Below are 1,186 nucleotides of genomic sequence, written 5' to 3'. Positions count from 1 at the left end.
TTTCATTATTGCTCGATTTACCCATTGAAATACAATCCAAAATTTATAGATATTTGCAGACTCGTGATATTGTCTGTTTAACACTGACAAATTCATACATTAACAACGCTCTCAAAAATGATGCATCATTGGTAAGGGCATGGTATCGCCAGATTGCTTCATCTCACCAGGCTATTCCAAGAACCATCGGCACTGCAAAAGATAAAGATCAACTCGAGGATTGGTTGAGCCGTTTTACAAAGGATAAGGCATTAGTCAAATCAGTCATGGATCGCCAGGCGAGTTTTTATTGCCCTGCCCTGTTCTTTTCCACTCTCACTCAACTGATGATTGAATGTAAAACATTTAAATTTGAGACAAAGGCCACCCTTCCCAATTATGGCGAGATCAACTCAGCTACCTTGAGTGCCGATGGTCACTATCTGGTGAGCATCTGTGATCGTCAAACGGTGAAAATCTATGGCCGGGAGACCGACGGATCATGGCAAGCAAAAGGCACTATCTCCCATAATGGTTCTGTCAGATCATTCATGCTCAGTAACGATGGCCACTATGTGGTGACCGCCAGTGCAGACGGCAAGGCGAGAATCTATGGTAAAAAGGACGAACGATCATGGGAAGAAAAAGCCATCATTTCCCATGATAACCCTCTCACATCAGCCACCTTCAGCGCCGATGGTCGCTTTGTAGTGACCACCAGTATCAATGGCAAGGCGAAAATCTACGGCCGGGAAGACGATGGGTCATGGACAGAAAAAGCCATTATTAGCCACAACACTTTAGTATCATCGTCCACCTTCAGCGCCGATGGTCGCTATGTGGTGAGCACCAGCTATGATTGCAAAGCGAAAATCTATGGCAAGATTCACGATGGGTCATGGATAAAAAAAGCCATCATTCACCATGATGATTCAGTCATATCAGCCACCTTCAGCGCCGATAGCCGCCATATGATCACCTTTAGTGCAGATAGCAACGTCAATACAGGTCTCAAGGTCAAAATCTGTGGCCTGGAGGACGATGGGTCATGGGAAGAAAAAACCATCTTTTCCCATGGAGATCATTTCCTCTCTGCCACCTTCAGCGCCGATAGCTGCCATATGGTAACCTCCGGTCAAGATGGCAGGGCGATAATCTATGGTCAGGAAGACGGATCATGGAAAGAAAAAGCCACCATTTCTCATAA

General features: G+C 45.4%; 1 protein-coding gene. It reads left to right on the top strand.

Annotated features, from left to right (window positions below; genetic code table 11):
- Positions 1-53: 53 nt before the first annotated feature.
- On the top strand, positions 54-1,186 hold a 1,133-nt coding region (locus KDK18_RS01335; protein ID WP_257252641.1), incomplete at its 3' end, for a WD40 repeat domain-containing protein.

The organism is Endozoicomonas sp. SESOKO3 (genome assembly GCF_024606255.1).
This window is presented reverse-complemented; position numbering and strand designations above follow the sequence as displayed.